We start from the raw sequence: 24,895 nt of genomic DNA, 5'->3' as shown, positions 1-24,895 counted from the left end.
GATCGCGAGCACTCGGCGGCCATCGGCCCATACGCTGGCTCCGGACCGCTGATCAGCGCACGTCGACCATGCCGACGCAGTCACCCCGCCCACCGCCAGGACCGTGCGGGCCCCGAAGCATCCGGCACAGCAAGCAGGCGTGGAGACCAACAGCCGAGCGCGTTGCGGGTCAGTCCTGCTCGGCGGCGGCCACGTGCTGCTTGACCGCGACGAAGCTGTCGGGTGCCACGGAGATCGAGTCGATGCCGGCCTGGACCAGGAAGCGGGTGAATTCCGGGTCGTCGCTGGGTCGTTGGCCGCAGAGACCGACCGGGCGGCCGGCCGCGTGGGCGGTGGCGATCAGGGTCTCGATGCTGCGCGTGACGGCGGGGTTGGTCTCGTCGAAAAGGTGCGCGAGGGCGTCGGAGTCGCGGTCGACGCCCAGGGTGAGCTGGGTGAGGTCGTTGCTGCCGATGGAGAATCCGTCGAAGCGCTCGGCGAACTCCGCCGCGAGGATCACGTTCGCCGGGATCTCCGCCATCGCGTACACCTTCAGCCCGTTCCCGCCGCGCGGCAGGCCCTCCTCGGCCATCACCGCGAGCACCCGGTCCGCCTCCTCCACCGTGCGGCAGAACGGGATCATCACCACCACGTTCGTCAGGCCCATCTCGTCACGGGCCTGGCGAAGTGCCCGGCACTCCAGGGCGAAGCCCTCGCGGTAGCCCTGGCTGTAGTAGCGGCTCGCGCCTCGCCAGCCGATCATCGGGTTGGCCTCGACCGGCTCGAACGGGCGGCCGCCGACGAGTTTGGCGTACTCGTTGGTCTTGAAGTCGCTGGTGCGCACGACGACCGGGTCGGGCCAGCGCGAGGCGGCGATCCGGGCGACGCCCTGGGCGAGGCGGTCGGTGAAGTACCGGGTGCGGTCGGCGTAGCCGTCGGTGAGCGCGTCGACCTGGCGCCGCTCCTCGGGATCGAGGCGCTCAGGGTGGACGAGAGCCATCGGGTGGACCTTGGCCTGGTGGGCGACGACGAACTCCGTGCGGGCCAGCCCCACGCCGTCCGCCGGCAGCTGCCACCAGCGAAACGCCGCCGCCGGGGCGGCCAGGTTGAGCATCACCCGGGTGCGGGTCCGGGGCAGCCCGGCGAGGTCGATCTCGGACTGCTCGTAGTCGAGCAGTCCGGCGTAGACATGCCCGTCCTCGCCCTCGGCGCAGCACACGGTGACCTCTTGGCCGTCGTGCAGCAGCTCGGTCGCCCGGCCCGTCCCCACGATCGCGGGTACGCCCAACTCGCGGCTGACGATGGCCGCGTGCGAGGTGCGGCCGCCGTGGTCGGTGACGATGGCGGCGGCCCGCTTCATGATCGGTTCCCAGTCCGGGTCGGTGATCCCGGTGACCAGCACCGCTCCGGCCGGGAAGCGCTCCAGCTCGACGGGGGTGGACAGCGCGCACACCGCGCCGGCGCCGATCGCCTCGCCCACCGCGATTCCGTCGACCAGCACGTGACCTGTGCCAGTCAGTCGGTAGCGGTGCAGGATCGCAGCGCGCCGCCGGGACACGACGGTCTCGGGGCGGGCCTGCACGACGAAGATCTCGCCGGTGCGGCCGTCCTTGGCCCACTCGATGTCCATGGGGCAGCCGTAGTGCTGCTCGATGGCCACGCCCCAGCGGGCGAGCGTGCGCACCTCCGCCTCGTCCAGCACCCGCCCGGCGCGTTCCTGCGCGGTGGTGTCCACCGTGCGGGTCAGCCCCTCGTCGGCGTAGACGGCCTTGCGGCGCTTGGCGCCGGTCTCGGCGTGGATCACCGGGTTCAGGCCCGGATCCTTGAGCAGCGGCTTGAAGACGAGGTACTCGTCGGGGTCGACCTGCCCGCTGACCACGGTCTCGCCCAGTCCCCAGGCCGCACTGACCACCACCGCGTCGGGGAAGCCGCTCTCGGTGTCCAGGGTGAACATCACCCCGGCGCCCGCGAGGTCGGAGCGGACCATCACCTGCACACCGACCGAGAGCGCCACCGCGAGCTGGTCGAATCCCATCCGCTCGCGGTAGTCGATCGCCCGGTCGGTGAACAGCGACGCGTAGCAACGGCGGAAGGCGCCCAGCAGGGCCTCGCGTCCCACCACGTTGAGGTAGGTGTCCTGCTGGCCTGCGAAGCTCGCTTCCGGCAGGTCCTCGGCTGTGGCGCTGCTGCGCACCGCGACATCCGGGTCGGCCCGGCCCGCCTCTCGGGCGAGGTCGGCATAGGCGTCGGCCAGTTCCCGCTCCAGGGCGACAGGTAGCGATGTGCTGAGCATGGCAGCACGGATCGCGGCACCCACTTCGTCGAGTGGTGCGCCCCCGTGCAGCAACGCCACCTGCTCGACAATCCGCTCGCGAAGCCCGCCGGTGTCGAGGAACTCCCGATAGGCGTCGGCGGTGCTCGCGAAGCCGTCGGGCACCCGGACACCCGCGGAGCCGAGATTGACGACCATCTCCCCGAGCGAGGCGTTCTTCCCGCCGACGACGCTCACATCCCCACGGCCGATCCCGGAGAACCGGATGACACGACAAGTCAAGGCCATGACCACCTCCGCTGGCAAAGGAGCGACGAACCGGCCTGCCTGCGTTGGAGGGTGAGTCCGCCAGCCGCTCCCCCGCACCTACGTCCGGGCCGTGCCTGCTGCTTCCATGGGACCACCGTACGAAGCGTGTCGCCAACGCCCGACGACTCCCCTCGACGGGCCGGGCGCCGGCCTTCCCGGCACACTCGAAGATGACACTCCGGATCTGCCCGGCAGGAGCACCGATGGACACGAGCGAAACCTGCGCCCCGCAGTCCATCCGCGTGTTCCTGCTCGACGATCACGAAGTGGTCCGGCGTGGAGTGCGCGACCTACTGGAGGCCGAACCGGACATCGAGGTGATCGGCGAGGCCGGGACCTGCGCGCAGGCGCTCGCCCGCGTGCCCGCGTTGCGGCCCCAGGTCGCCGTGCTGGACATCCGGCTCCCCGACGGCGACGGGATCGGTGTGTGCCGGGAGTTGCGCTCCCGGATGCCGGAGCTGGCCTGCCTGATGCTCACCTCGTTCGACGATGACGACGCGCTGCTGGACGCGATCATGGCCGGCGCCGCCGGGTACGCCCTCAAGGACGTCAAGGGCGCCGACCTGGTCACCGCAGTGCGCACCGTCGCCGCCGGACAGTCGATGCTCGACCCGGCGACCACCGCCCACCTGATGGCGAGCCTGCGCCACCACGACGAGCCCCAAGCAGGTCCTGGACTTTCCGATCTCACCCCCAGGGAGCAGGACGTGCTGGCCCTGATCGGCAAGGGCGAGACCAACCGGCAGATCGGCCAGGAGCTCTATCTGGCCGAGAAGACCGTGAAGAACCACATCTCGCGAATCCTCGCCAAACTGGGCGTCGAGCGCCGGATCCAGGCCGCGGTCATCGCCACCAGGCTGGAGCAGCCGACACCCCGGGCCGCCGGCTCCCTCGACGCCCGACACCCCCACAACTCACCCTGAGCTCCGGCCGGGCTCGCCGAGTTCGGGCAGCGGCACCCGCCACTCCAGACGCGTCCCACCCGCCGGGGCCGCCTCAGCTCGAAAGGTCCCGCCGAGCCTCGCCGCCCGCTCGGCGAGATTGCCCAGGCCGCTGCGACGCCCACCCTCCGGCAGGCCGACCCCGTCGTCGGTGACGGTCAACGCCAGCTCACCCTCCGCGACCAGCACCACCTCCACCGTTCGGGCCCGCGCATGCCGGGCGACGTTCGACAACGCCTCCACCAGAACGGCCAGCACCTCCTCGGCCAGCGACGGGGACACTCGTAGGTCGATCAGGCCCTGCATACGCAGCGCCGGCGCGAACCCCAGGGTGGCGGCGGCCCGTTGGACCGCAGCCACCACATCGGCCCGCAGGCCACTGCCGGCCGGGCCGCCCTTCCTCGCCCGCAGCCCGAAGATGGTGGACCGGATGATCTTGACCGTGTCGTCCAGATCGTCGATGGCCCGCAGCACCCGCTCGGCAGCCTCCGGGCGCTCGATGAGCCTGGCCGCGCCCTGCAGCGTCATCCCGGTCGCGAAGAGCCGCTGGATCGCCTGGTCGTGCAGGTCCCGCGCGATACGGTCGCGCTCCTCCAGCAGGGCGACCTGTTCGGAGTCCCGTCGGCGCTCGGCCAGCTCCATCGCCACCGCCGCTTGCCCCGCGAAGCCCGGCAGCGGAGCGCACTCCTCCGACTCGAACACCGGTCGGCCCGCCGCCCTCGCCAGCATCAGCACCCCGCGCACACCGCCCCCGGCCGTGCCGATCGGGACGGCCACCGCCGGGCCCAGGCCCTCCCACCGCGCCGGCCCAGCCGTGATCCTCGGGTCCTTGCTCACATCCACGCTGACGACCAGCCCCCCGCTGCGGACCGCTGCCCCCACGAAGGAACCCTCCAACGGCAGGACCAACCGGCGATGTGCTTCCGCCGCCAAGCCGACGGCGAACCGCACCTCCAACTCGTGGGAGCCGGGGAGCGGCAGAGCGACCATGGTCAGATCGGCGCCGGCGATCTCACCGGCCCGGGCGACGAGCAGGTCCAGCACCTCCTCCTGGGAGTGCCCCGACATGAGACTGTTGGTGAGCTCACCGGTCGCCAACAGCCAGCGCTCGCGCAGCTGCGCCTGGGCGTACAGCCGGGCGTTGTCGATCGCCACACCGGCTGCCACCGCCAGTGTCGCCAGCACCGCCTCGTCCTCGGCGTCGAACTCCCCGCCGCCACGCTTCTCGGTGAGGTAGAGGTTGCCGAAGACCTTGTCCCGCACCCGGATCGGCACGCCGAGGAAACTGTGCATCGGCGGGTGATGGGCCGGAAAGCCGTAGGAGGCCGGATGCTCGGACAACTCGGCCAGGCGCAGCGGTTCGGGGTGGCGGATCAGCTCGCCCAGCAGTCCGTGACCGGCCGGCAGTGGGCCGATCCTCCGGATCTGCTCCTCGCTCAGGCCCACCGGGATGAACTGCGACAGCCACTGGTCCTCGCCGATCACCCCCAGAGCCCCGTACTCGGCGTCCACCAGCTCCACCGCGGCCTCCGCGATGTGCTGGAGCACCTGGCCCAGCTCCAGCTCCCGCCCCACCGACAGCACCGCCTCCAGCAGGCCGTGCACCCGGTCCCTGGCCCCCCGGGCCATGTCCAGCCTGGCTTGCAGCTCGTCCAGCAGGTCGTCCAGCCGCAGCTGCGGCACGCGCGGGGAGTCCGCCTCGGACGGATGGTCCACTGACATCCTCCCTGTGCTCGGGACGGGTACTGCTTGCGGCTGGGCGGGGGCCGACCTCAGTTGCCGCCGCTCTCCCCGGGGCCGCGCACGACGACGACCGGGCAGGCGGCATGCTGCACGCAGTGCTGCCCGACCGAGCCGAGCAGCGCCTCCGCGAACCCGCCATGGCCGCGGTTGCCCACGACCAGGAGGTGCGCCCCTCGGGCGGCGTCCAGCAGCACGGCGGCGGGGTGTCCCCGGACCACACGGGGGCGGATCTCCACCGGCCGATCGGGGCCGATGGCCCGATCGATGGTCTCGGTGAGGGTCTTGCCCGCGTTCTTCTCGTAGTCGAAGACCTCCGCCTGCGGAGGCGTCCAGCCGTACCAGGCGGACGGGTACTCCCAGACGGTGACCGCCTCGACCACGCCACCGATCAGCCCCGCCTGGCGCACCGCCCACCACAGCGCAGCCTTGGACGGGTCCGACCCGTCGACTCCCACCACGATCCGTGGCGCAGCCATCACGTCGTCAGTCATCGTGTACCGCCTCCGGCGCTCGGAACACCCGTCTCCCACCCTGCCCGGAGGAGCGGGATGCAGCCACTCCAGAGCTCGTCGGCGTGCGTCATCCACTCGTTGTTCGAACGGGTGGGGAAGCCGGGCCGCCCGGTGGCTGTGCAGGGCCCGATCGGCCCTGTCCGGGCCGGCGGCGTGGGCGCAGGCTGGGAGCAGGAGGGCGATCGTGCCCCCCAGGGGTTCACACCCAGGAGGCGTGAGGACCATGCAGCACCGTACCGTCCACGACGTGATGACCCAGGGGGTCGTCACCGCCCGGCCCGACACGCCGTTCAAGGAGGTCGCCGGGCTCTTCCACCGCAACGACATCACCGCCGTCCCGGTCGTCGACGACCACGACCGCGTGCTCGGCATGGTCTCCGAAGCGGACCTGCTCCGCAACGAGGCCGTCCAGCCCGACCCCGAGGGCCACACGGCCCGAGCCCGTTTGAGCCCGCGCGAGCGGGCCCGCGCCGAGGCCGAGACCGCCGGCGCGCTGATGACCAGCCCCGCCGTCACCGCCCGCCCCGAGTGGAGCATCGTCGAGGCGGCCCGGGTGATGGATCGCAAGAAGGTCAAGCGACTGCCCGTGGTCGACGAGGCCGGGCGCCTCGTCGGCATCGTCAGCCGCAGCGACCTGCTGCAGGTCTTCCTGCGCCACGACGCCGCGATCCGCGAGGAGATCACCCACGACGTCCTCGGCCAGACCCTGTGGCTCGCCCCCACTTCGGTGGAGGTCACCGTGCACGACGGCGTCGTCACGCTGACCGGCCGGGTCGAACAGAAGAGCCTGATCCCGATCGTCGAACGGCTCTGCCGCGCGGTCGACGGCGTCGTCGCCGTCCACCACACTCTCGGCTACACCGTCGACGACACCGACCTCGACCTCGGCAAACCCCTCCTTCGCGGCATGGTCGGCCCCCACACGCCCCACCACTGAGCACTCGCCGTCGGCCGGAATCAGGTGTCGACCCGCGTGCCGGAGCACCGCACCGGGGAGACCATGGGACTGACGTGGTCATCGGCCGTTCGCACCGGGACCATCGGGCCCGGACGGGCGCGCCGACCGGCCCTTCACGAACCTCCCCATCACGAGGAGCGTGAACGCTGAGCGACCGCCCCGCTCACCGGCCGTTGCACGATCGGCGCGTGGGAACTGGTGGTCGAACCCGTCAAGGAGGACATCATGAAGCACCTGCACACCGTCGGCGACGTCATGACCCACGCCGTGATCGCGGTAGGCCGCGACGCGCCGTTCCAGGAGATCGTGGAGAACCTGCGCAAGTGGCGAATCAGCGCGCTACCGGTGCTGGCCGGCGACGGACGCGTGGTCGGTGTGGTCTCCGAGGCCGACCTGCTGGCCCGGGAGGAACTCAGGGACGCCGTGCTGCCCCCGTCCGACCGGGCGGCGGACGCGTCCCTCCAGCAGCAGGCGCATGCGGTGACGGCCGGGCAGCTGATGTCGTTCCCCGCGATCACCGTGCATCCCGACGCCACCACGGCCCAGGCCGCCCGGGCCATGGTGCACGCCCACGTCAAGCGCCTGCCCGTGATCGACACCGAGGGACACCTCGTCGGCGTCGTCAGCCGGGGTGACCTGCTCAAGGTCTACCTGCGCCCCGACGAGGACATCGAGGGCGACGTGCGCCGCGCCCTGCTCGCCCACCCGCTCCCCACCGACGCCTCCGGCATCGACGTCAAGGTCGAGGAAGGCATGGTCACCCTGCGAGGCACGGTCCCGGAACCCTCCCCGCTCGGCATCCTGGAACTGCTGGCCCGATCCGTGCCCGGCGTCGTGGACGTACAGACCCTCATCAGCATCGAACCAGCCCTGGAGGCCGACCACGGCGACACCCCGGCCACCCGCACCAGCGGAGCAGCACGGTGAAGGTCTCCGCCTTGATGACCTCCCCACCGGTCGTCGTCGCTCCGCGTGCTGCCGCCCGCCAGGCGGCGCTGCAGATGGACGCGGAGGCGGTCGGGTGCCTGCTGGTCGCCGACGGTGAGCATCTCTACGGCGTCGTCACCGACCGCGACCTGACGATCCGCGCTCTTGCCCGCGGACTCAGCGCGGACGCACCTGTCGCCGAGCTGATGTCCACGCCGGTGGTCACCCTGGACGTCACGGACGACCTGGAGAGCGCCTACCGGCTCTTCCGCCGCAGCGGCGTGCGACGCCTGCCCGTCCTCGACGGCCACCGCCCGGTCGGCATGCTCGCCGTCGACGACCTCTTCCGCGACGTCCTGCAGCACTTGTCCGACCTGCTCGGCCCCATCTCCTGGAGCGTTCTGCGCGACGACCCCGGGGGTGGCGCAGACCAGGCGACGGACTGAGCAGAAGATGACCGACAACGCACCGCCCCTGTCGCGCCCACCGACTGAGAGCGCCGGGAGCCCTGAGCCTCCCGACCCGCGCGAGCCGCTGTCCGTACTCCTGCGCGACATGCGGACCTCACCGCAGGGACTGGCGGCGCGCGAGGCAGCCCGCCGACTGACGGTCTACGGGCCGAACACCCTGGCCCGTCGCGGTGGCCGACGCTGGCCCCGGGAGCTGGCCCAGCAGTTCACCCAGCCGCTGGCGCTCCTGCTGGCCCTGGCCGCAGTGCTCGCCGCGTCCACCGGGGCACCGGCGCTCGCGCTGGCGATCCTCGCCGTGATCGTACTCAACGCGCTGCTCGCCTTCGCGCAGGAGCAGCAGGCCGAGCGGGCGGTGGAGGCGTTGGCGGCGTTCCTGCCAGACCGGGCGGCAGCCGTGCGCGACGGGGTGCGCCAAGACGTCGAGGCGACCGCTCTGGTGCCCGGTGACGTGCTGGTGGTGGAGGAGGGCAGTCGGATCTGCGCGGACGCCCGGCTGCTGTCGGGCGGGGTGGAGGTGGACCTGTCGGCGCTGACCGGCGAGTCGGTCCCGGTGTTCCGCTCGGCCGAGTTCGTCGATTCCTCGGGCCCGCTGCTCCAGGCTCGCGAGTTGCTCTTCACGGGCACGACGTGCACGGGCGGGCAGGCCCTGGCGGTCGTCACCGCCACCGGGATGCACACGGAGCTGGGCCGGATCGCGGCGCTCAGCCAGCGCACCCAGCGTGAGGAGAGTCCGCTGGAGCACCAGGTCAAGCGGGTGGCGCGGCTGATCGCGGTGATCGCGGTGGGCGTGGGTGTGGCGTTCGTCCCGCTGGGCCTGGCCTCCGGGCTGTCACTGTCCGCCACGGTGGCGTTCGCGATCGGCCTGCTGGTCGCCAACGTGCCGGAGGGGCTGCTGCCCACGGTCACCCTCGCCCTCGCGTCCGGTGTGCGGGCGCTGGCTCGGCGCGGTGCTGTGGTCAAGCGGCTGTCCGCTGTGGAGACGCTCGGCTCGACCAGGGTCGTCTGTACCGACAAGACCGGGACACTGACCGAGAACCGGATGCGTGTCACCACTGTCTGGACCCCCAGGGGTGAGAGCGATCTGGGTGAAGGCGCCCCCGGGGCCATGCCGGAGCAGGTCCGCCTGCTGGCCGCTACCGCTGCCGCCTGCACCACAGCGATGTCGGCCGCCGGGCCGGACGGCCACCCCACCGGTGACCCCACCGAACTGGCGCTGCTGGACCTCGCCGCCCGCCTCGGCGACCAGGCTCCGCCCGAAGAGCGCGATCGGCGGCGACGGGCGATGTTCCGCTTCGACCCGCGGATCAAACTGATGACCACCGCCGATGCCGAGGACGACGCCGCCGTGGTCCTGCACACCAAGGGCGCCCCGGAGGAACTCCTCCTCCACGCCGACGCCGTCCTCGACCACGGGAGTGAGCGCCCGCTCACCCCCGCCGACCGGGCGGAGATCGTTCGCACCGTCGGATCGCTGGCCCAGCGGGGGTTGCGGGTGCTCGCCGTGGCCCGTCGACGCCTTCCCCCCGGGCAGCCCCCGCCCGCCAGCCGCGAGGACGCCGAGCAGTTCCTCTGCCTCCTCGGCCTGGTCGCCATGGCCGACCCGCCGCGCCCCGAGGTCGCCCACGCGATCGAACTGGCCCACCACGCAGGGATCACCGTGCACGTGGTCACCGGCGACAACGGCCTGACCGCCGCCGCCATCGCCGCCAGGGTCGGCATCGGCCACCGCGGCATGCGCATCGTCACCGGCACCGAACTGGAGGCGATGAGCGAGCGCGAACTGGATACCCTGCTCGCCCGCGGCGAAGAGGTGATCTTCGCCCGCTCCTCGCCCGAGGCCAAGCTGCGGATCGCCGACGCACTGCGCGCCGCCGGCAACACCATCGCCATGACGGGTGACGGCGTCAACGACGCACCGGCCCTGCGCCGCGCGGACATCGGCATCGCCATGGGTCGCTCTGGCACGGATGTCGCGCGCGAGGCGGCGACCATGGTGCTCACCGACGACAACTTCGCCACCATCGTCGCCGCCGTGGAGGCGGGCCGCCGGACCTACGACAACATCCGCAAGTTCATCGTCTACATCTTCGCCCACGCCGTCCCCGAGGTCGTCCCGTTCCTGGTGTTCGCCCTGGCCGGCGGCATGATCCCGCTGCCGCTGACGGTGATGCAGATCCTCGCGATCGACCTGGGCACCGACACCCTCCCGGCCCTCGCCCTGGGCCGTGAGAGGGCCGAACCCGGCCTGATGGACCGCCCGCCCCGTCCCCGCAGCGAAGGCGTCATCCAACCGGCGATGCTCGCCCGTGCCTGGGGATTCCTGGGACTGATCTCGGCCGCCCTCGTCATGGGCGGCTACTTCCTCACTCTCAGCCGTGGCGGCTGGCACCCGGGCGATCCCACCGGAGCCGGCACCGCACTGCACCACACCTACCAGCAGGCCACCACCGTCACCTGGCTCGGCATCGTCGCCTGCCAGATCGGCACCGCCTTCGCCGTCCGCACCGAACACGCCTCACTGCGCTCCCTGGGCGTGTTCAGCAACCGCTACCTGCTCGGCGGCATCGCCTTCTCCCTCACCTTCGCCGCCGCGCTCGTCTACGTACCGCCCCTGCACTCCGTCTTCGGCACCGCGGCCCTCACCCCGCTCCAGCTCGCCACCGTGTTGCCCTTCCCCTTCATCGTCTGGGGCGCGGACGAACTACGCCGGGCACTGCTGCGCCACCGCGCCGGCCCACTCCCGGTGCCGCAGTCCGTTCCGCTTGCACCGGTACTCCCCCAACCTGCGGCCGACAGCGGCGGCCACCACCCGCTGGCCGTCCTGCTCGCCCGCCACGGCTGGAGTGCCCACCGACTCTCCCGCGCCCTGGACGTGAGCGAACACGCGGCCGCCGACATCGTCGCCCACGCCCACCGGGTCGGCGCCGCGCACGGTAGGCGAGGGCCGTGAACACGCCGAACGGGTCCGTCCGGAACCGGATGAGGGCCGGACGGCCCAAGCCCGGAGCCCGCCGACAGCGCAGGCTTGAAGGTGACAGGGAGCGAAGGAGGCGGTCGCCATGCCGAAGGCCCGGATCACGATTGTCCGGCATTGCGAACACCGGCTGTCCGAGCCATCACGCTTCGTCACCTACGGGCGGCGGCAGACCGTCACCGATCCACCCTCGGCGATCGCCGGCCACCGGTTCCCGGCACCGATCCGCACCAGCCCTCGCGACGGCGCCCCCGGAGGACAGACGGAAGGATGTACCTGGCCATGAACGAACGCACCACGACGCGGCAGGCGCGCACCAAGCAGTGGACGCTGCACCTCGACATCTTCGAGGAGGGCGACATCACCAAAGTCCACGCCGTTCTGGACACCGGCGACAACACGCTGCAAAGTCACACCTCCGCCCAGCGCAACCCCCACGATGATCCCGTCCCCGAGATCGGCGACGAGTACGCGGCCGGCCGCGCCCTCCTCGACCTCGGCCGACAACTGATCAACGCCGGCCGGACCGACTCCTGGACGGACGACCCCGCGCCGCACGACTGACTTCCTGCCGGCCAGGAGGTACTCACCATGACCATGCAAGCCCTCACCCCCGACGAACTGCGCCTGCTGGCCGAGGCCGGCGGAGCGGCGCCGTCGCTGCACAACAGTCAGCCCTGGCTCTTCCGACCGACCTCCGATGCGCGAGGTCTGCGCCTGTCCGCCGATCCGCAGCGGGCCGTGCCCCTCGCCGACCCCGACGGCCGGGCCCTGCACATCTCGCTGGGCGCGGCCCTGTTCAACCTGCGTCTCGCCGCCCTCCACCTCGGACGCGAACCATCGGTGCGGCTGCTTCCCGACAGGGGCGACCCGCACCTGGTGGCCGTGCTGGACCTCTCCCAGCCCGCCCATGACCCGCATCCGTACGGCCGGGACCTCTACCCGGCGATCGCGCGGCGCCACTCCAGCCGTCAGCCGTTCGCCAACCGCGATGTGCCGGAGGCGGTGCTCGGCGAACTGATGGCGGCGGCCGTCGACGAGGGCGTGGTGCTGTCCCCGCTGGAGGAGGACGGAGTGCGCCGGGTCCTGTCACTGACCACCCAGGCCGAACAGCGCACGGACGCCGACCTGGCCCGGATGGCCGAGACCCGCAGCTGGCTGCGGCTGGAGCAGCCCGCGACGGACGGCATCCCGCAGACCGCGCTCGGCCCGCAGGACCACGAAGCCCACGTTCCCATGCGCAGCTACACCGGCAGCCCATCCTCGGACACCGCCCACTCCCAGCGCTTCGAGGCGCTGCCCCAGCTGACCACCCTCACCACCCATGCCGACCTGCCGACCGACTGGCTGCGCGCCGGCCAGGCGATGGAGCGCGTGTGGCTGCTGGCGACGGTCCAGGGGGTGCGCGTATCGGTGCTGCACCAGGCCGTCGAGTGGCCCGACACCCGTTGGGGGCTCCGCGACCCGGCCGAGGGCCCCGGCCACGTCCAGCTCGTCCTGCGCCTGGGATACGGGCCGCCCGGATCCGCAACGCCCCGCCGCCCGGTCACACAGACACTGGACCTGAGCGGCATGCCGAACACCTCGGAGGGAGCCGAACCATGAGCCACCGCACGGTTCAGGACGTGATGACCCGCCAGGTGGTCCGCGTCGTGCCCACCACCGGCTTCCACGAGATCCTGGCCCTGCTCACCGAGTTCGACATCACCGCCGTCCCCGTGGTCGACGATGCCGGCCATCCGATCGGCATCGTCTCGGAAGCCGACCTGATGTACACCCAGGAAGCCCAGGAGGACCCGTCCTCCCCACTACCCCCACCACCCGCGCAGGCCGAGGGCCCGGACCGGACCGGCGCCGAAACAGCGCAGGAGCTGATGACCGCACCCGCGCTGTGCACCACGCCGAGCACCAGCGTGGTCGCCGCCGCCCGCTCGATGGACCGCCATCACGTCAAGCGACTGCCCGTGGTCGACGAGGACGGCCGACTGGCGGGCGTGGTCAGCCGCAGCGACCTGCTCAAGGTCTTCCTACGCGAGGACCAGGTCATCCAGCACGACATCGTGGAGGACGTCCTGGGGCAGGTCGAGGGCGTGAGCCCGGCCGCCGTCGGGGTCGAGGTCACGCAGGGTCGCGTCGTCCTCAGCGGCGTCATCGAACCGCGCCGCCTGACCCCGATCGTGCTGCGCCTGTGCCGCTCCGTCGACGGCGTCGTATCCGTCACCGACCGCACGGCGTCACGATCAGGTCCGGTGGCTCCCTCTGACCACACGGGGCGCCGATCGGCACCCCCGACAGTCCGACTCGATCCCGAGGCAGGTACAGAGATGACGACTTCCTTCGATCCCGCGACCACCCAGTCACCGGACCTGTCGGCCCGGGTCTCGCTGACACCGACCGGCGCATCCCCGGGGAGACTGGACGGGGCGTGGTGGCCGCGCTCTCATGACCTCGTAAGCGAACTCCCCGCACTCGCAGCGGAGATGGATCCCAGGTGGGGACGGATCATCCGCGTCACCGTGAACCCTGCGCACTGGCCGGTCATCCCCCGCGAGGTCCCGGTCACTGGCCACGTCATCCAACTCGGCTGGTTCGAACAGGAACAGGACGCGGACGAGGTGATGGTCTGCTCCTTCATCCCACGGCGCCTTGAACTGCTGGTGATTCCCCCCGAGACCGAGGCAGCCGTCGCCGAGCGCCTGATGACGGCCGCAGCGGACCCGGCCAACGCCCGCACCGGCACCGATCTGCTGGCGGCCTACGGCGCGCCCACGGCTGAGAGGTCGACCCTGCAGAAGTGACACCCGTGCTGTTGCCCGCGGCGCGCCGCGGGCAACAGCACGGTGGGGCGCGGGTTGGCCCTACACGGCCTTGCGGTAGAACCACACTCCCAGCGGCGCGAAGACCGCCACGATCCCGGCGTCCCAGGCGAGCGCCTGCCACACCGCGGTGGTGGCCGGGCCGCCCAGGACCAGGACCCGGACTGCTTCAGCGGTCTGCGAGACCGGCTGGTGGTTCGCGAATGCCTGCAGCCAGCCGGGCATGGTGTGCACGGGGATGAACGCGGCGGAGGCGAAGACCAGCGGCGCGAGCACCGGGAAGGCGGCGGCCTGGGCGGTCTCCGGGTCGCCGACCGCCATGCCCACCACCGCGAAGATCCACGACATCGCGAACCCGAAAGCGAGCACCAGCAGCACGCCGCCCAGGAAGGCCGGGACTCCGGCATGGATTCGGAAACCGAGGGCGAAGCCGACCCCGGTCATGAGCGCCACCACGAAGACGTTGCGCGCCAAGTCGGCCGTGGTGCGGCCGACCAGCACCGCGGAGCGCGCCATCGGCAGGGAGCGGAAGCGCTCCATCAGGCCGGTCTGCATGTCGGTGGCCAGGCCGATCGCCGTGTTCATCGAGCCGAAGACGGCGGTCTGCACGAAGATCCCCGGGATCAGGAAGTCGACGTAGGAGACCCCGGGCGGCAGCGACGGGCCGACCACGCCGCCGAAGACGTAGCGGAACATCAGCACGAAGACGAGCGGCTGGATGGTGGAGAACACCAGCAGTCGCGGCACCCGGCGCAGCGCGATCAGGTTGCGCCAGGCGACCGCGAGGCCGTCGCGGACGGTGGCGGCGATCCACTGGCCCGACCCTCCTGCTGCGAGGCTGTGCGGGGCGGTGGTGCCGGTCATGGCGGGTCTCCCGTGGCTGCTGGGTCGGCGGGCGGGTCGGTGCGGTGGCCGGTCAGGGCGAGGAAGACGTCGTCGAGGCTGGACTCGCGCACCGCGACGGTGCGCGGGACGAGTCCGCTGGTGTCCAGCAGGTGCAGGACACCGAGCAGCGCTTCGGAGCCGTCCGGGGAGGTCAGCCTGAGCCGTGCCCCCTCGACCTCCGGGGCTTGGGCCAGGCGTCCGGTGAGGGCTGCGGCCGCCTGGGCCGCCCGGGCCGGGTCGCCCATGCCCAGCTCGATCACCGTGTTGCCCAGGCGGCTCTTGAGCGCGGCCGGGGTGTCGTCAGCGATGATCCGTCCCTCGTTCACGACCACGACCCGCTCGGCCAGCTGGTCCGCCTCCTCCAGGTACTGGGTGGTGAGCAGGACGGTCGTCCCGTCGCTCACCAGCTCGCGGATCAGCTCCCACAGGGCGTTTCGGCTCTGCGGGTCCAGGCCGGTGGTCGGCTCGTCCAGGAAGAGCACTGGCGGTTCGGGGACCAGGGCAGCAGCGACGTCGAGGCGGCGCCGCATCCCGCCCGAGTAGGTCCGCACCGGACGGTCGGCGGCCGCGGCGAGGTCGAAGCGGTCCAGGAGTACTCCCGCGCGGGGGCGGATCCTGGCGCGGGGCAGCTGGGTCAGCTTGCCGATCAGCCGCAGGTTCTCCCGCCCGGTCAGATTCGGGTCGACGGCCGCGTACTGACCGGCCAGACCGATCAACCGACGGACCGTGCTCGCCTCGCGCAGCACGTCGTGCCCGAGCACCTCGGCGTGTCCGGCGCTCGGGCGCAGGATAGTGGTCAGGATCCGGATCACGGTGGTCTTGCCCGCACCGTTGGGCCCCAGCAGCCCGAACACGGACCCCGGGCGGACCTCAAAGTCCACCCGGTCCAGGGCGACCACCGACCCGAAGTGCTTGCTGAGACCGGCGACGCTGATGGCGGCTCGTTCCATGGGGCTGCCCCTCACTCGACGTGACGGTCGGCTCCCGGTCGGCCGCAGCGCAGGCCCCTTCATTCTCCCGCCCCGCGCCGTTCGCGTCGCCGTGGCGGCCCGGCCCGGGGTCGGTCAGGAGTTCCCGGCGCGCTCGACGGTGAGGTCGAGGAAGTGGGTCGAGCAGGAGATGCAGGGGTCGTGGTTGCGGATGGCCCGTTCGCACAGGGCGGTCAGCTCGGCGTCGGTGGGCTCGCCGCGGTCCAGGCCGCTCTGGACCTGGCGGCGCAGGTCGTCCTCGATGGCGCCCTGGTTCTGGGCGGTGGGCGGAACCAGGACGGCGTCGGTGACCGTCCCGGACGAGTCCAGGGTGTAGCGGTGGTAGAGCAGGCCGCGCGGTGCCTCGGTCGCGCCGTGGCCGGTTGCGGCGCGCGGCGGGACCTCGACGTACGGAGTCGGTGCGAGTTCGTAGGTGTCGATGATGCGCAGGGCTTCGTCGACGGCGTGCAGGACCTCGACGGCGCGCACGATGATGCTGCGGTAGGGGTTGCGGCAGACGGCGCCCTGGGCGGGGTCGCCGAGTCCGGCGTCCTGGGCAGCTTGGCGGGCGATCGGGGCGAGCAGGCGGCCGCTGACGGCGTAGCGGGCGAGCGGGCCGGTGAGGTGGCGGCGGCCGTCGAGTCGGGAGTGCAGGGCGGTGGAGTGCGGCACCTGGTGCTCGGCAACGTGGTCGCCAAAGGTGTGAAGGGGGAAGGGGCGGGTGGGCAGTGCGCGGTCGCTGTCGGCCGGCAGGCTGGCGGTGCTGGGGGCGGGCATCACGGTGGGGGTGCCGGACTCGATGGCGTAGGTGTCGGGTTCGGCCAGGGCGAGCAGGTCGTGGTCGCAGCCGGCGTCGGGGAAGTCGAATCCGGCGACCCAGCGCACGGTCTGTGCGGCGTCGTCGCGGGCCCGACGCAACTGCTCTGCCAGCAGGCGCAGTTCGGCGGTGGTGGGCAGGCGGTGGAAGCCGCCGAGGCGGACGTTGACGGGGTGGATCGCGCGGCCGCCGAGGAGTTCGAGGATCGCGTTTCCGGCTTGTTTGAGGCGCAGGCCGCGTTCCACGTCGGCGCGGTGGGTGCGGGCGAGGTCGACGGCGCCGTCGGCGCCGAGGAAGTCGGGGGCGTGCAGGAGGTGGATGTGCAGGGTGTGGCTCTCGATCCATTCCCCGCAGTAGAGCAGGCGGCGCAGGGCGGCCGGCTGTCCGGTGACGGTGATGCCGCAGGCGTCCTCGATGGCGCGGCAGGCGCTCAGTTGGTAGGCGACGGGGCAGATGCCGCAGATCCGGGAGGTGAGGTCGGGCGGCTCGGTGTGGGCTCGTCCGCGCAGGAACGCTTCGAAGAAGCGCGGGGGTTCGTAGATCGCCAGCCGGGCCCCGGTGACGGTGCGGCCCTCCAGACTCAGGTGCAGCGCTCCCTCGCCCTCGACGCGGGCGAGGGAGCCGACGTGCAGGACGCGGGATCCGCGGTGGGTCACCGTTCCAGTTCCTTCCGGGCTGCCGTGTCGAACTCGGGGGCGGCGGCGTTGAAGGTGCGCAGCACGCGCACCACGCCGAGGGTGTCCATGCCGTCGCGGTGCAGCAGGGGGACGAAGGCGGGGAGGTTGGTGGAGTCGGACGGTCCGAAGCAGCCGTAGCAGCCGCGTCCGAAGGTGGGGCAGATCGCGCCGCAGCCGGCGTGGGTGACCGGGCCGAGGCAGGGCGTGCCGTGGGCGACGGTCACGCAGACCGTGCCGCGCTGCTTGCATTCGAAGCAGACGCTGTGGGCGGGAACGTTGGGGGTGCGGCCGGCCAGCTGGGCGGTGATGACCTCCAGCAGTTGGCGGCGGTCGATGGGGCAGCCGCGCAGCTCGAAGTCGACGGGGACGTGGGCGCTGATGGGGGTGGAGGTAGCGAGGGTGGCGACGTAGTCGGGTCGGGCGTAGATGACGGCCTGGAACTCGGCGACGTCCGCGTAGTTGCGCAGCGCCTGGACTCCGCCGGCGGTGGCGCAGGCGCCGATGGTCACCAGGCGGCGGGAGGCGGCGCGGATGTGGTGGATCCGTTCGATGTCCTGGGCGGTAGTCACCGAGCCCTCGACCAGGGACAGGTCGTAGGGGCCGGGAGCGGTCGCGCTGGAGGCTTCGAGGAAGTGGGCGATGTCCAACTGCTCGGCGAGTGCCAGGAGTTCGTCCTCACAGTCCAGCAGGGTGAGTTGGCAGCCGTCGCAGGAGGCGAACTTCCAGACGGCGAGCTTCGGCCGGCGGGCCTCGGGCGGCATCTCACAACTCCCTTACCAGCATCAGGGATCGGGCACGAGTCCAGCTGACGACCGGGCCATCCCGGCAAAGCAGCAGCGGGCCGAGCTGGCAGTGCCCGCAGTGACCGGTGCCGCAGTGCATGGTGCGCTCCAGCGAGACGCGGATCCGGTCGCTCTCCACGCCGCGCTGGGCGAGGTCGTCGGCGGTGGCCCGGATCATCGGCTCGGGGCCGCAGACGAACGCCGTCGTCGTGCGCGGTTCGAAGACGGCCCGCTCCAGCAGGGTGGTGACCACGCCGACGTCGCCCTGCCAGCGCTCGTCGGCGCGGTCCACCGTGCTCAGCACCCGGGCACCCGTCTGCCAGTCGGTCAGCTCGGCGGGGTAGAGCAGGTCGCGGGGTTCACGTGCGCCGACCAGAACGTTCAGCCGTCCGTACCGCTCGGGTGCGGCGAGCGCGGCCCGGACGAGCGGGCGCAGCGGTGCCAGGCCGATGCCGCCGGCCACCACCAGCAGGTCGTTGCCGGCTGCTTCGGGCAGGCCCCAGTCGGTGCCGAAGGGGCCGCGCACGCCGACCGTGGTTCCGGGCCGCAGCGCACGCAGGGCGCCGGAGATCGCGCCCACCGCGCGGACCGTGTGGGTCAGGCGGTTCCCGTCGATGCCGCAGACGGAGAGCGGGACGTCGCCGACGCCGAAGGCGTAGACCATCGCGAACTGCCCGGGGGCGAAGGGCGGCAAAGCCGTGCCGACCGGCTCCAGCACGATCGTGGCGGTGTCGGGCGCGTCGTCGCGGCAGGCCATCACCCGGTAGGGCAGCGGGACCAGGGAGGGAGCCGTCATCTCGCCGACCCGCTGTCCGGCGGCCCGTACAGGTCCAGCAGCCGGGTGCGGGTGGCCTTCAGCCGCCTGGCGATCACCTGGGCGACGCCGTGGGTGACTGCCAGGCCGAAGGCCGGGTCCTGCGCGCAGGCATCGCGGACCTTCGGCGCGTCGAACTCGGCGGCCAGCAGCGCGCTTCGGACCTGGGCGCCGAGGTGCCAGCGGTACGGTTCGAACAGCCAGGACCAGCCGAGGAGTTCACCCTCCCCAAGGGTCTCCACGACGGCCGCGGGGCGGCCGGGGACGTGGATGTCGAGGGCGACCGACCCGGAGCGGACGATCCAGAAGCGGTCGGCCGCGCCGCCCTCCTCGAAGAGCCGGGCCCCGGCGGGGAACGAGACCTCGCGCGCCGCGCTGAGCAACCGGTCGCGGTGGGCGGGCGCGAGCGTGCCGAGGAAGCCCGACCCCTCGACGGTCACCGTGCCCCCTCTCCCGCGCCGCTCTCCCTCTCGCGGTTGAGCGCGTGGGCTTCCTCGGTGATGTCGATGCCGACCGGGCACCACACGATGCAGCGCCCGCATCCGACGCAGCCGGAGCTGCCGAACTGGTCGTGCCAGGTGCCGAGTTTGTGCGTGGCCCACTGCCGGTAGCGGCTGCGCGAGGAGTCGCGGACCGGGCCGGTCGGGAGGTGGGAGAAGTCCCGGTCGAAACACGACTCCCAGTGCCGCCACCGCTCGGCATGGTCACCGGTCAGATCCGTCACGTCCTCGACGGAGGTGCAGAAGCAGGTCGGGCAGGCCATCGTGCAGTTCCCGCAGGTCAGGCAGCGGGCTGCGACGTCGTCCCAGCGCTCGGCCGTCAGCGTCTCGCGCATCAGAACCTGAAGGTCCACCAGCGGCATGCTGCGACCCATCCGGTCGGCCGCTTCCGCGACCCGCTCCCGCGCGGCGGTCCGGGTGGCGGTGTCGGCCGCCCGGCTGGGCAACTCGGCCAGCACCGACTCCCCCTCCGTGCTCCCGGCCCGTAGAAGGAAGCGGTGACCGTCGGCGTCGACCACCTCGGTCAGCGCCAGGTCGTAGCCGGGGCCGACCGCGGGGCCGGAGCCCATGGACACGCAGAAACAGGTGGCCCCCGGCTCGGTGCACTCCACCGCCACCAGGAACGCCCGCTCCCGGCGTCCGAGGTAGGCCGGATCGCTGTACATCCCGCCGGTCAGCACCCGGTCCTGGATCGCGATGGCCCGCAGGTCGCACGGACGCACGCCCAGGAAGGCGTACGACGGCGGCACGCTCGTGTCCGCCGTCATCACCAGCTCGCCGTCGGCGCCACGATCAGCGGTCCACTGCCGCACACGCGGCGGGTGCAGGAACGTCTTCCAGGACTGCGGACCGGCGCTGTGCGCGAACACCGCACCGTCCTCGCGCGCACGCAACCGGTACAGGCCGGCCTCCAGCTCGACGCCCCAGCCGAACGGCAGGTCCGCCCCGCAGGAGAGCTCGGCCAGCACGATCGCCCCGTCGCGCACCGTCGGACCGATGACCGTGCGGCCGCGAGCGGCGAGGACCGCGATCAACGCGTCCAGGCCGTCCCTGTCGAGCACCGCGCTCGCACCCTCGTCGTCCGCCATCGCCAACCTTCCAGCGCCGATCATGCGGTCCGAGCCAGTATGGGCACGGACCCGGTGGCCGAGGCGGGCCGACAGGCTTCGCGGTGGCCCAGGTGGCGGTGGACTTACCCCGTACGGACCTCGTGACCCCGCGCGCAGGACTGCCGGGCACGGCAGGCGGGAAGGGCGGCACGTATGACCAGCACAGCACGGACCGCCGTCATCGGGGTCGGGAACGAGTACCGCCACGACGACGGCCTCGGCCCGGCCGTGCTGGCCCGGCTCGCCCGGCTCAACGAGCGGCTGCCGCTGCCGGGCGGGACCGCCCTCCTGCTCTGCGACGGCGACCCGGCCCGGCTCATCACCCTGTGGGAGAGCGCCGACCTCGCCATCGTGGTGGACGCCGCGCACGCGCACCCCGGCCGGCCGGGCCGAGTGCACCGGCTCGAACTCGACGGCGGACCGTGGTCACCCACCGCAGGAGCCACCAGTTCGCACGGACTGGGCCTCGGCGAAGCCGTCGAACTGGCCCGCGCACTGGACCGCCTGCCGGGACGGCTCGTCGTCTACGCCGTCGAGGGAGCGGACACCAGCCCGGGAACCGGCCTGTCGCCGCCGGTCGCCGCCGCCGTGGACCCACTCACCCGGCAGATCGCCGGAGAACTCGCGGTGCACCACCGCCGCCGCGGCGGCGACCGATGAGCCCGCTCCCCACACGAAACCCGGGCCATTCGCACGCACCCGGCTCCCGACACCTCGGCGCCGGTCACCGTGAAACGTCTGTCCGGCACGGTCGCCAGGCCAGGACAGCCGCCCATCGCGGCAGGACGATGAGAAGGAGCGCAGGAGCCGACTGACGACGTCGGGCATGGCGACGGACGGGCTACCGGCGACTTCGGCGACGGTCCGTAGAGCGAGGGAGAAGCCGATGAGACACCCGGTCATCGTGGGAATCGACGGCACGGACGCCAGCCACGACGCGGTCGGCTGGGCCGCCGAGGAGGCCCGTCTGCGTGGCGTCCCCCTACACGTCGTGCACGCCTGGCTCGGCGAGACGTTGAACGCGCCGGCCGGGCAGGTGACCCGGCAGACCCGCGACGCCGGCGAGGAGGCCCTCGGAGCGGCCCGCGAACAGGCCCGCATGCACAGCCCCGGTCTGGAGGTCACCACCGAGCTGGTGGACGACTACGCCCGCGAAGCCCTGCTCACCGCGTCGGAGGAGGCGGACCTGCTGGTACTCGGGGCCCGCGGCTCCGGCGGCTTCTCGCGCCTGCTGGTCGGCTCGACGAGCCTGCACCTGTCCGTCCACGCCCTGTGCCCGGTCGTCGTGGTCCACCCGCGAGAGGCCCGGTCGACGCCCGGTGGCGTGCTGGTGGGCGTGGACGGCGAGCAGGGCGGCGAGGACGTGCTCACCTTCGCCTTCGAGGCCGCCAGCAGGCGGGACCTGCCGCTGCAGGCCGTGCACGCCTGGAGCTATCCCCTGGTCAGCGGGCCGGGCCACGCCTTCCCCGCTGTGTACGAGGAAGAACAGATCGCCGCCGAGCGGGAGCGGCTGCTCACCGAGGCACTCGCAGAGACGATGAAGAAGTACCCCCACGTGGAGGTGGCGGCCATCGCCGTGCGCTCCAGCGCGGCCAAGCTGCTGGTGACCCTCTCCGAAGCCCACCAGCTGGTAGTGGTCGGACGTCACGGGGCGGTACGCGGGCCCCTGCGGCGTCTGGGCTCGGTGAGCCAGGCAGTCGTGCAGCACGCGCACTGCCCGGTCGCCGTGGTGCCGTTGGGATGAGCCGCCCCGACAGCCCTGGCGGCCGTGACGCGCTCAGGCCGGGCGAATGATCCGGCCGGTGACCCGGGTCGGGTTGATCCGTACCCAGAGGTCACGCCTGCCACCCGCCCAGGGCTCCGCCGCGGACTGCTCCATCAGGCGCTGAACGGCTGCGGGCTCGGTGACATGCTCGACCGTCCCGACGACCACGACACTCCATCCCCGACTGCGGGTCTCGTCGATCTGGTCCACCTCGAAGGCGACCTCGCCGCCCGGCACGGCCGCGGTCACGGTGCCGGGGGCCGTGCGGTAGATGATCGTCCCGCCGAGGACGGTGTAGTTCACCGGGACGATGGCGGGCCCGTCGGGCGTGGACAGCCCTAAGCGGCCGATCCCGTGCGAGCCGAGCCGGTCGCGGGACTCCTCGGGATCCAGTTTCCACAGTCCCTGCCCGGCTGCCGCGTCGCCCTGTCCGGGCGGGCCGTCACCGCTGCCGTCCAGCAGTTCCCCTGGCGTCGTCTCCAGAGCCGCCGCCAGTCGGTGCAGCCCGACGCTGTCGAAGTCGCCGCCGAGCTCCTCCAGAAGCTGGAGGTAGCGCGGCGCCATGTCGGCCCGGGTCGCCAGTTGCTCGTGTGTGAGTCCGAGCTGTCGGCGGCGCTGCGCCACCCGCTGCGCGAACCCGCCCTGCCGGCCCGGTGTCGAACGGCCGGGCTCGTCAGGCGGCGTGGTGTCCTCGCTCACGACCGATCACCTCCTCCCACCGAGCATGACACCCGCAGCGCAGAGAGGCCGCATGAAGCAACCGTGGCCTCGCCGCGCGACCGCCGACGGGCTGGCCTGGCCGCGACAGCCGGTCCGGCCCACCATGGAAGGGCGGCCAACCGGCATATCGGAGAAGACCATGGACTACGGACTCAGTGTCTGGCTCGACCTCCCGTTCGCGGACGCCGTCGAACGCGTGCGAGCCGCACTGGCCGCAGAGGGCTTCGGCATTCTGACCGAGATCGACGTACAGGCGACGCTTCGCGCCAAACTCGGCGAGGAGATGGAGGACTACCTGATCCTCGGCGCGTGCAACCCCCCACTCGCACATCGCGCCCTCGGCGTCGACCGCCGGATCGGCCTGCTGCTGCCGTGCAACGTGGTGGTCCGCGCCGCTGACGGCGGGACCGTGGTCGAGGCCATGAACCCGCAGGTGATGGTACGGATCAGCGACCGGACGGAGCTGACGCCCGTCGCGGACGAGGCGACGGCCCGGCTCCGTGCCGCGCTGGACACCTTGCACGACTGACCTCGACTCCGACGGCGATGCCACCGTCGAAGTCGAGGCCCCGAGGACAGAGCTCTGAGCGTTCAGTGCTCACCGTTCTCCGGGCGCCGGCTTCGCCCGGACCAGAGCGGCTCGACCTGCTGCCAGTCGTGCTCCCACCCGCACGCAGCCCGACGGTCGAGCACCCGCCGGCGGACGGCGCGACCGGTCCACACCGCTGCACCTGTCACGGCGAAGACGCCGAGCCCGTACATGCCGGCAGTCGTCTCCAGCCGGCGGTCGGCTTGCGGGGGCGCTGCCGGCTTTCCGCTGTCGTCGACCCAGAGCGATATCCGAACCCCCGGCGCCGTTCCGGCCAGGACCGGCACGACGCCGGTCCGATGGTCGGTCGGCGGGTAGTCCCAGGCCGCCTTCGCCGAGGTGGCGGCCGACGTCAGGCTGTCGCTGCCCGCCGCGGCCAGCGTGGTGGCAGTCACCTGGTGACGGTGCTGAGCCGTTCGGTGGGCCTGCGCCACCATGCCGTCCAGCCGGGTCAGGGCGAGCAGGGTGCTGAAGGCCACGCAGAGCAGCATGGCCACTGTGACGGTGAGCAGCAGCCGACTGCGGGCCCGATCGACCGGGCGGCAGAGCGGGTTGCGGTCGTGCCCCACGGCGCGCCACAGCTGGCGCGCGAGAGGTATGCGGGAGTACGAGTGCCGGTGCGAGACAGATGCAGCGGGCATGGCGCGCCTCCTCGGTGCTGCGCGGTTGCCGCGGTTCTGCCCTCAGTCTGTTGCGCCAGTCTGTGCGGCCCTAGGGTCCAGCGGTACCAGCTGCCGGGCCAGTGGGCCCACCACCCGATACCGCTCGTACGGCCCCGTCCGTCCGGCTCAGCCCTCCCGGACGATGACCACCGGGCAGGGGGCGTGCATAGCGCAGCGCTCGCTCACGGAGCCGAGCAGTGCCCGCGCGAAAGTGCCGTGCCCCCGGCTTCCCACCACCAGGAGCTCTGCGCCGCGAGCCGCGTCGATGAGTACGTCGGCCGGGTTCCCAGGGACCAGCCGCCGTCGCACCTCCACCGGCTGCCCGTCACCGAGCACCTCGCCGAGCTCTTGATCGAACTTCCGGCGGGCGACGCCCTCGTCGAGGTCCGGGGCGATCATGGGCGCTGACTAGCCGTAGGCCACCAGGGTCTCCCACGCACCGACAGCGTCCACCGTCCCCCCGATCAGCTGCGCCTGGCGGATCGCCCACCGCAGAGCCGCGTACGACGACGGCGAGCCGTCGACACCGACCACAACCCGCGGCGCCGCATCGTTCCCGGTCATCCCAGTCCACCTCACCGTCGCTGCCGAACCCTTCAACCCCCACGCTGCTCCCATTCCGCCCGACCGGCCAGCAGAAGCCTCCGGCCGGCCCCACCCTGCCGACCCAATCGGCCCTGGTCAGCGACGGCCGATTCTGATGGTC

At 72.3% G+C, this 24,895-nt stretch carries 23 protein-coding genes and 1 pseudogene; 11 read left to right on the top strand and 13 right to left on the bottom strand.

Going from position 1 to position 24,895, the window contains the following annotated elements:
- Positions 1–169: 169 nt before the first annotated feature.
- Positions 170–2,539: a phosphoenolpyruvate synthase gene (ppsA, locus tag OG294_RS24020; protein ID WP_327068608.1), complete on the bottom strand. Its 2,370-nt coding sequence runs from the start codon at positions 2,537–2,539 to the stop codon at positions 170–172.
- A 224-nt stretch (positions 2,540–2,763) separates the two neighbouring features.
- On the opposite strand from ppsA, the gene OG294_RS24015 reads away from it, so the two are divergent.
- On the top strand, positions 2,764–3,483 hold the full coding sequence (locus OG294_RS24015; protein ID WP_327068607.1) for a response regulator transcription factor: 720 nt from the start codon (positions 2,764–2,766) through the stop codon (positions 3,481–3,483).
- Here the strand turns inward: OG294_RS24015 and OG294_RS24010 are convergent.
- Both OG294_RS24010 and OG294_RS24005 read right to left on the bottom strand, forming a co-directional pair.
- Positions 3,475–5,223, bottom strand: coding sequence for a GAF domain-containing protein (locus OG294_RS24010; RefSeq protein ID WP_442789203.1), 1,749 nt, complete (start codon positions 5,221–5,223; stop codon positions 3,475–3,477). The genes OG294_RS24015 and OG294_RS24010 overlap by 9 nt on opposite strands.
- Before the next feature lie 50 nt (positions 5,224–5,273).
- Positions 5,274–5,735, bottom strand: coding sequence for a universal stress protein (locus OG294_RS24005; RefSeq protein WP_327068605.1), 462 nt, complete (start codon positions 5,733–5,735; stop codon positions 5,274–5,276).
- Between the two features lie 244 nt (positions 5,736–5,979).
- On the opposite strand from OG294_RS24005, the gene OG294_RS24000 reads away from it, so the two are divergent.
- The 7 genes from OG294_RS24000 (at position 5,980) to OG294_RS23970 (ending at position 13,883) form a co-directional block, all read left to right on the top strand.
- The gene (locus OG294_RS24000; protein ID WP_327068604.1) at positions 5,980–6,693 is read left to right on the top strand and encodes a CBS domain-containing protein; all 714 of its coding nucleotides are present in this window, start codon (positions 5,980–5,982) and stop codon (positions 6,691–6,693) included.
- Positions 6,694–6,939: 246 nt separating this feature from the next.
- Positions 6,940–7,641 (top strand): CBS domain-containing protein, encoded by a 702-nt coding sequence (locus OG294_RS23995; RefSeq protein WP_327068603.1) that lies wholly within the window; start codon positions 6,940–6,942, stop codon positions 7,639–7,641.
- A 14-nt stretch (positions 7,642–7,655) separates the two neighbouring features.
- Complete coding sequence (locus tag OG294_RS23990; RefSeq protein ID WP_327068602.1) at positions 7,656–8,087, top strand: CBS domain-containing protein; 432 nt, start codon at positions 7,656–7,658, stop codon at positions 8,085–8,087.
- 109 nt (positions 8,088–8,196) lie between these two features.
- The gene (locus OG294_RS23985) at positions 8,197–11,061 is read left to right on the top strand and encodes a cation-translocating P-type ATPase (protein WP_442789202.1); all 2,865 of its coding nucleotides are present in this window, start codon (positions 8,197–8,199) and stop codon (positions 11,059–11,061) included.
- 306 nt (positions 11,062–11,367) lie between these two features.
- Positions 11,368–11,649 (top strand): dsRBD fold-containing protein, encoded by a 282-nt coding sequence (locus tag OG294_RS23980; RefSeq protein WP_327068600.1) that lies wholly within the window; start codon positions 11,368–11,370, stop codon positions 11,647–11,649.
- Between the two features lie 27 nt (positions 11,650–11,676).
- Entirely contained in the window at positions 11,677–12,690 is a 1,014-nt protein-coding gene (locus OG294_RS23975) for an Acg family FMN-binding oxidoreductase (protein WP_327068599.1), read from the top strand.
- A complete protein-coding gene (locus OG294_RS23970) occupies positions 12,687–13,883 on the top strand; it encodes a DUF5994 family protein (protein ID WP_327068598.1) in 1,197 nt (398 codons plus the stop codon). The genes OG294_RS23975 and OG294_RS23970 overlap by 4 nt, the downstream gene beginning before the upstream one ends.
- A 60-nt stretch (positions 13,884–13,943) precedes the next feature.
- On the opposite strand, the gene OG294_RS23965 is transcribed toward OG294_RS23970, so the two are convergent.
- The 7 genes from OG294_RS23965 to OG294_RS23935 form a co-directional block, all read right to left on the bottom strand.
- Positions 13,944–14,765 (bottom strand): ABC transporter permease, encoded by an 822-nt coding sequence (locus OG294_RS23965; RefSeq protein WP_327068597.1) that lies wholly within the window; start codon positions 14,763–14,765, stop codon positions 13,944–13,946.
- Positions 14,762–15,736, bottom strand: a complete 975-nt coding sequence (locus tag OG294_RS23960; protein ID WP_327068596.1) for an ATP-binding cassette domain-containing protein — start codon at positions 15,734–15,736, stop codon at positions 14,762–14,764. Before OG294_RS23960 ends, OG294_RS23965 begins: the two co-directional genes overlap by 4 nt.
- Positions 15,737–15,850: 114 nt before the next feature.
- The gene (locus OG294_RS23955) at positions 15,851–17,227 is read right to left on the bottom strand and encodes a Ni/Fe hydrogenase subunit alpha (RefSeq protein WP_327068595.1); all 1,377 of its coding nucleotides are present in this window, start codon (positions 17,225–17,227) and stop codon (positions 15,851–15,853) included.
- Entirely contained in the window at positions 17,224–18,009 is a 786-nt protein-coding gene (locus OG294_RS23950) for an oxidoreductase (RefSeq protein ID WP_327068594.1), read from the bottom strand. The genes OG294_RS23955 and OG294_RS23950 overlap by 4 nt, the downstream gene beginning before the upstream one ends.
- Before the next feature lies 1 nt (position 18,010).
- On the bottom strand, positions 18,011–18,826 hold the full coding sequence (locus tag OG294_RS23945) for an FAD/NAD(P)-binding protein (RefSeq protein WP_327068593.1): 816 nt from the start codon (positions 18,824–18,826) through the stop codon (positions 18,011–18,013).
- Positions 18,823–19,284 (bottom strand): cyclic nucleotide-binding domain-containing protein, encoded by a 462-nt coding sequence (locus OG294_RS23940; RefSeq protein WP_327068592.1) that lies wholly within the window; start codon positions 19,282–19,284, stop codon positions 18,823–18,825. The genes OG294_RS23945 and OG294_RS23940 overlap by 4 nt, the downstream gene beginning before the upstream one ends.
- On the bottom strand, positions 19,281–20,432 hold the full coding sequence (locus tag OG294_RS23935) for a 4Fe-4S dicluster domain-containing protein (RefSeq protein ID WP_327068591.1): 1,152 nt from the start codon (positions 20,430–20,432) through the stop codon (positions 19,281–19,283). The genes OG294_RS23940 and OG294_RS23935 overlap by 4 nt, the downstream gene beginning before the upstream one ends.
- A 174-nt stretch (positions 20,433–20,606) precedes the next feature.
- Here OG294_RS23935 and OG294_RS23930 point away from each other — a divergent pair, with 174 nt between their 5' ends.
- Positions 20,607–21,113 (top strand): hydrogenase maturation protease, encoded by a 507-nt coding sequence (locus OG294_RS23930; RefSeq protein ID WP_327068590.1) that lies wholly within the window; start codon positions 20,607–20,609, stop codon positions 21,111–21,113.
- Positions 21,114–21,339: 226 nt separating this feature from the next.
- Complete coding sequence (locus OG294_RS23925) at positions 21,340–22,197, top strand: universal stress protein (protein WP_327068589.1); 858 nt, start codon at positions 21,340–21,342, stop codon at positions 22,195–22,197.
- A gap of 33 nt (positions 22,198–22,230) precedes the next feature.
- Here OG294_RS23925 and OG294_RS23920 read toward each other — a convergent pair whose 3' ends face one another.
- Complete coding sequence (locus tag OG294_RS23920; protein ID WP_327068588.1) at positions 22,231–22,917, bottom strand: pyridoxamine 5'-phosphate oxidase family protein; 687 nt, start codon at positions 22,915–22,917, stop codon at positions 22,231–22,233.
- 160 nt (positions 22,918–23,077) lie between these two features.
- Here OG294_RS23920 and OG294_RS23915 point away from each other — a divergent pair, with 160 nt between their 5' ends.
- The gene (locus OG294_RS23915) at positions 23,078–23,467 is read left to right on the top strand and encodes a DUF302 domain-containing protein (protein WP_035805726.1); all 390 of its coding nucleotides are present in this window, start codon (positions 23,078–23,080) and stop codon (positions 23,465–23,467) included.
- Positions 23,468–23,529: 62 nt separating this feature from the next.
- Here OG294_RS23915 and OG294_RS23910 read toward each other — a convergent pair whose 3' ends face one another.
- Positions 23,530–24,168: an Rv1733c family protein gene (locus OG294_RS23910; protein ID WP_327068587.1), complete on the bottom strand. Its 639-nt coding sequence runs from the start codon at positions 24,166–24,168 to the stop codon at positions 23,530–23,532.
- A 147-nt stretch (positions 24,169–24,315) separates the two neighbouring features.
- Positions 24,316–24,753: pseudogene (locus OG294_RS23905) on the bottom strand (universal stress protein).
- Positions 24,754–24,895: the final 142 nt, after the last annotated feature.

Origin of the sequence: Kitasatospora sp. NBC_01302 (assembly GCF_035976515.1) — a bacterium.
Classification (GTDB): Bacteria; Actinomycetota; Actinomycetes; order Streptomycetales; family Streptomycetaceae; genus Kitasatospora.
This window is presented reverse-complemented; position numbering and strand designations above follow the sequence as displayed.

Bases quoted from the DNA above. Each gene is read 5' to 3' on its own strand.
- ppsA (WP_327068608.1), bottom strand. From the start codon at position 2,539: ATGGCCTTGACTTGTCGTGTCATCCGGTTCTCCGGGATCGGCCGTGGG.
- OG294_RS24015 (WP_327068607.1), top strand. From the start codon at position 2,764: ATGGACACGAGCGAAACCTGCGCCCCGCAGTCCATCCGCGTGTTCCTG.
- OG294_RS24010 (WP_442789203.1), bottom strand. From the start codon at position 5,223: ATGTCAGTGGACCATCCGTCCGAGGCGGACTCCCCGCGCGTGCCGCAG.
- OG294_RS24005 (WP_327068605.1), bottom strand. From the start codon at position 5,735: ATGACTGACGACGTGATGGCTGCGCCACGGATCGTGGTGGGAGTCGAC.
- OG294_RS24000 (WP_327068604.1), top strand. From the start codon at position 5,980: ATGCAGCACCGTACCGTCCACGACGTGATGACCCAGGGGGTCGTCACC.
- OG294_RS23995 (WP_327068603.1), top strand. From the start codon at position 6,940: ATGAAGCACCTGCACACCGTCGGCGACGTCATGACCCACGCCGTGATC.
- OG294_RS23990 (WP_327068602.1), top strand. From the start codon at position 7,656: ATGACCTCCCCACCGGTCGTCGTCGCTCCGCGTGCTGCCGCCCGCCAG.
- OG294_RS23985 (WP_442789202.1), top strand. From the start codon at position 8,197: ATGCGGACCTCACCGCAGGGACTGGCGGCGCGCGAGGCAGCCCGCCGA.
- OG294_RS23980 (WP_327068600.1), top strand. From the start codon at position 11,368: ATGAACGAACGCACCACGACGCGGCAGGCGCGCACCAAGCAGTGGACG.
- OG294_RS23975 (WP_327068599.1), top strand. From the start codon at position 11,677: ATGACCATGCAAGCCCTCACCCCCGACGAACTGCGCCTGCTGGCCGAG.
- OG294_RS23970 (WP_327068598.1), top strand. From the start codon at position 12,687: ATGAGCCACCGCACGGTTCAGGACGTGATGACCCGCCAGGTGGTCCGC.
- OG294_RS23965 (WP_327068597.1), bottom strand. From the start codon at position 14,765: ATGACCGGCACCACCGCCCCGCACAGCCTCGCAGCAGGAGGGTCGGGC.
- OG294_RS23960 (WP_327068596.1), bottom strand. From the start codon at position 15,736: ATGGAACGAGCCGCCATCAGCGTCGCCGGTCTCAGCAAGCACTTCGGG.
- OG294_RS23950 (WP_327068594.1), bottom strand. From the start codon at position 18,009: ATGCCGCCCGAGGCCCGCCGGCCGAAGCTCGCCGTCTGGAAGTTCGCC.
- OG294_RS23945 (WP_327068593.1), bottom strand. From the start codon at position 18,826: ATGACGGCTCCCTCCCTGGTCCCGCTGCCCTACCGGGTGATGGCCTGC.
- OG294_RS23935 (WP_327068591.1), bottom strand. From the start codon at position 20,432: ATGGCGGACGACGAGGGTGCGAGCGCGGTGCTCGACAGGGACGGCCTG.
- OG294_RS23930 (WP_327068590.1), top strand. From the start codon at position 20,607: ATGACCAGCACAGCACGGACCGCCGTCATCGGGGTCGGGAACGAGTAC.
- OG294_RS23925 (WP_327068589.1), top strand. From the start codon at position 21,340: ATGAGACACCCGGTCATCGTGGGAATCGACGGCACGGACGCCAGCCAC.
- OG294_RS23915 (WP_035805726.1), top strand. From the start codon at position 23,078: ATGGACTACGGACTCAGTGTCTGGCTCGACCTCCCGTTCGCGGACGCC.
- OG294_RS23910 (WP_327068587.1), bottom strand. From the start codon at position 24,168: ATGCCCGCTGCATCTGTCTCGCACCGGCACTCGTACTCCCGCATACCT.